A 2,489-nucleotide genomic window follows, 5' to 3' on the forward strand; every position below is an offset into this window, starting at 1 on the left:
TTCCCGGCAACAACTGTCACTCGAACAAGTGCCCATGAGAGGGACTCCATAGAAATAAGAACGGGCGGAGTCTACTCCCGCACCCGGGCATGGTCAAGTCCATTCAACAACACTTCCGGAAAAAGACGGCATCGCTGCAAGCTGCGCTGGATGTGCGCTGCAGGGCAGCAGCCTCGAAAACTTTCCTTGTTTTATGGGAACGGCGTCCTATACTCAAATCATAAAGAAAACAGGTAGGAGACAAAATCATGCCCAATATCGTCACGAACAATCTCATGTTCTTTTTGCCGATGGCATTTGCCGGACTGGTATTGTTCGGCGAGGTGCCCGTAGCGTCGAAATTTGTGAGAACGGTATTGCGAACGATCGGCGCCCTGGGTGGCGCCCTGATTGCGCTTTTGGTGCTGGAGGTTCTGCCAGTGCTAATTTAAACGAGCTTTCTTGCTCGTTCGCCGCGCAAGCGGCGGTGGCTGGAACGCCGGAGGGAGTCGACATCATTTGCATGTGTGCACTCCAGAAACTCGTCGGGCGTTCCACCTTTTTCCCGAAGCCGTTGCGTCATTCCCTAAGATGACGTAGCGGCTTTTTCTTGTGCCCCGCAGCAGAGAGGAGCCTTGCTTGCGTTTGCGGCAAATGTTGAATTCTTCGACAAATGCCGACAGATGCCGACGAGGGCCGACGAAGGTCACAAAGGGCGACATATAATGCCGGGTCCCTTCTTCCTCGTCGCTCATGCAGATCTCCAAAGAATTCCGAATCCTGGCGCTATGCGCTTTCGCCGCCTGCGGCATCGCCTCCGCACAACAGCTTGCGGCGCAAGAATTGCCGCCGGCCGTGACCGGGGCGCTCAAGCAGGCGAAGATCCCTGCGCGCAACGTCGGGGTGTTTGTCCAGGCCGTCGACGCAACGCGTCCGATGCTGGCCTTCAATGCGACGGCGCCGTTCAATCCGGCTTCGGTGATGAAGTTGGTGACCACCGATGCTGCGCTCGAATTGCTCGGTCCCGCCTTCAACTGGAAAACCCAGGCCTACATCGACGGCGTGCTCAACGACGGCGTGTTGCTGGGCGACCTGAGCATCAAGGGCAGCGGCGACCCCAAGCTGGTGATGGAAAACTTCTGGATGTTCCTGCGTCAGATACGCGCCAAAGGCATTCGCGACATCCGCGGCAACGTCGTGCTGGATCGCAGCGTGTTCGAAGAGAACGTGTACGATCCGGCGCAATTCGACGGCGATCCGCAGAAGCCTTATAACGTTGGCCCCGATGCCTTGCTGCTGAACTACAAGACGGTGGCGATCCGCTTCATGCCTGACGAAGCAAGCGGCCAGGTCAGTGTGGCGATGGAGCCGCCGCTGTCGGGTTACACCGTCGCCGCGCCGCGCATGTCGAAAGAAGCGGTGTGCGGCGACTGGCAGGGCAAGTTGCAGGCCGATGTCGGCGTCGGCGCGGCGGTCTTCAACGGTGCGTTTCCGGCCGTTTGCGGAGAGAAGGTCTGGTACATCCATCCCTATCGCATGAGCGCCACGCAGTATTTCGGCGCGGTGTTGCGTCAGATGTGGAGCGAGCTGGGCGGCACCATTTCAGGCAAGGTCATGCCCGGCAATGTTGCCCCGGTGGCGCGGTTGCTGGCGGAGTGGCAGTCTCCCGCCGTGCCCGAGGTGATCCGCGACATCAACAAGTACAGCAACAACGTGATGGCGCGTCAGTTGCTGCTGACCATCGGCGCGCAAGCATCGCAGTCGCCCGGCAGCACTGCGCGCGGCGCCCAGGCGATTCGCGGCTGGTTGTCGGCCAAAGGCATAGGCGCCGATGAACTGGTGATTGAAAACGGCGCGGGTTTGTCGCGCAACGAACGCATCGCGCCCAACACCCTGGGGCAGGTGCTGGTGACGGCGTTTCATTCGCCGGTGATGCCCGAGTTCATCGCCTCGATGCCGCTGGTCGGCTACGACGGCACCATGCGCAAACGCTTGCGCGGCGAAAACGTGGCGGGGCAGGCGCACATCAAGACCGGTTCGCTCAACGATGTGCGCTCGATTGCCGGCTATGTACAGGCGGCGTCAGGCAAGATGTATGTGGTGGTGTGCCTGATCAATCATCCCAATGCCCCGTTCGGACAGGCGGCGCAGGATGCCTTGCTGCAATGGGTGTTTGAAAAAGGCTGAGCAAAAACTGAGCAAAAACTGAGAGCCGACCAAGGGCGCGTTGATTACTCCGCCGCCCTGACGCGGTTGCGGCCGCTTTGCTTGGCGTTGTAGAGGCAGTCGTCGACGCGCTTGATGAGACCGACAATGTCGCCGCCTTGCACCGGATACACGGTGGCGGCGCCGACGCTGACGGTGACGTGATCAACCGCCTTGGAGGTAGTGTGGGCAATGCCGAGCCCGGCGACTGCCAGGCAAATTCTTTCGGCCAGTTCCCTTGCACCGGCGGCATTCGTATCGGGCAGGATAACGGCGAACTCCTCGCCGCCGTAACGCGCCTTGTG

At 60.1% G+C, this 2,489-nt stretch carries 4 protein-coding genes; 2 read left to right on the plus strand and 2 right to left on the minus strand.

All coding sequences use genetic code 11. From position 1 onward, the window contains the following. Positions 1-248 precede the first annotated feature (248 nt). Positions 249-431 (plus strand): hypothetical protein, encoded by a 183-nt coding sequence (locus HLUSI_RS0106920; protein ID WP_016833292.1) that lies wholly within the window; start codon positions 249-251, stop codon positions 429-431. Between the two features lie 63 nt (positions 432-494). On the opposite strand, the gene HLUSI_RS32440 is transcribed toward HLUSI_RS0106920, so the two are convergent. Beyond that, the gene (locus tag HLUSI_RS32440; protein WP_157137767.1) at positions 495-734 is read right to left on the minus strand and encodes a hypothetical protein; all 240 of its coding nucleotides are present in this window, start codon (positions 732-734) and stop codon (positions 495-497) included. Here HLUSI_RS32440 and dacB point away from each other — a divergent pair. Further along, on the plus strand, positions 733-2,166 hold the full coding sequence (gene dacB / locus HLUSI_RS0106925; RefSeq protein WP_016833293.1) for a D-alanyl-D-alanine carboxypeptidase/D-alanyl-D-alanine endopeptidase: 1,434 nt from the start codon (positions 733-735) through the stop codon (positions 2,164-2,166). The two genes, HLUSI_RS32440 and dacB, sit on opposite strands and share 2 nt — an antisense overlap. 44 nt (positions 2,167-2,210) lie before the next feature. Here the strand turns inward: dacB and HLUSI_RS27370 are convergent. Then, a partial coding sequence (locus HLUSI_RS27370) for a diguanylate cyclase domain-containing protein (protein ID WP_016833294.1) occupies positions 2,211-2,489 on the minus strand: 279 nt, incomplete at its 5' end.

The sequence above is a fragment of the Herbaspirillum lusitanum P6-12 genome (genome assembly GCF_000256565.1).
Classification (GTDB): Bacteria; Pseudomonadota; Gammaproteobacteria; order Burkholderiales; family Burkholderiaceae_D; genus Herbaspirillum; species Herbaspirillum lusitanum.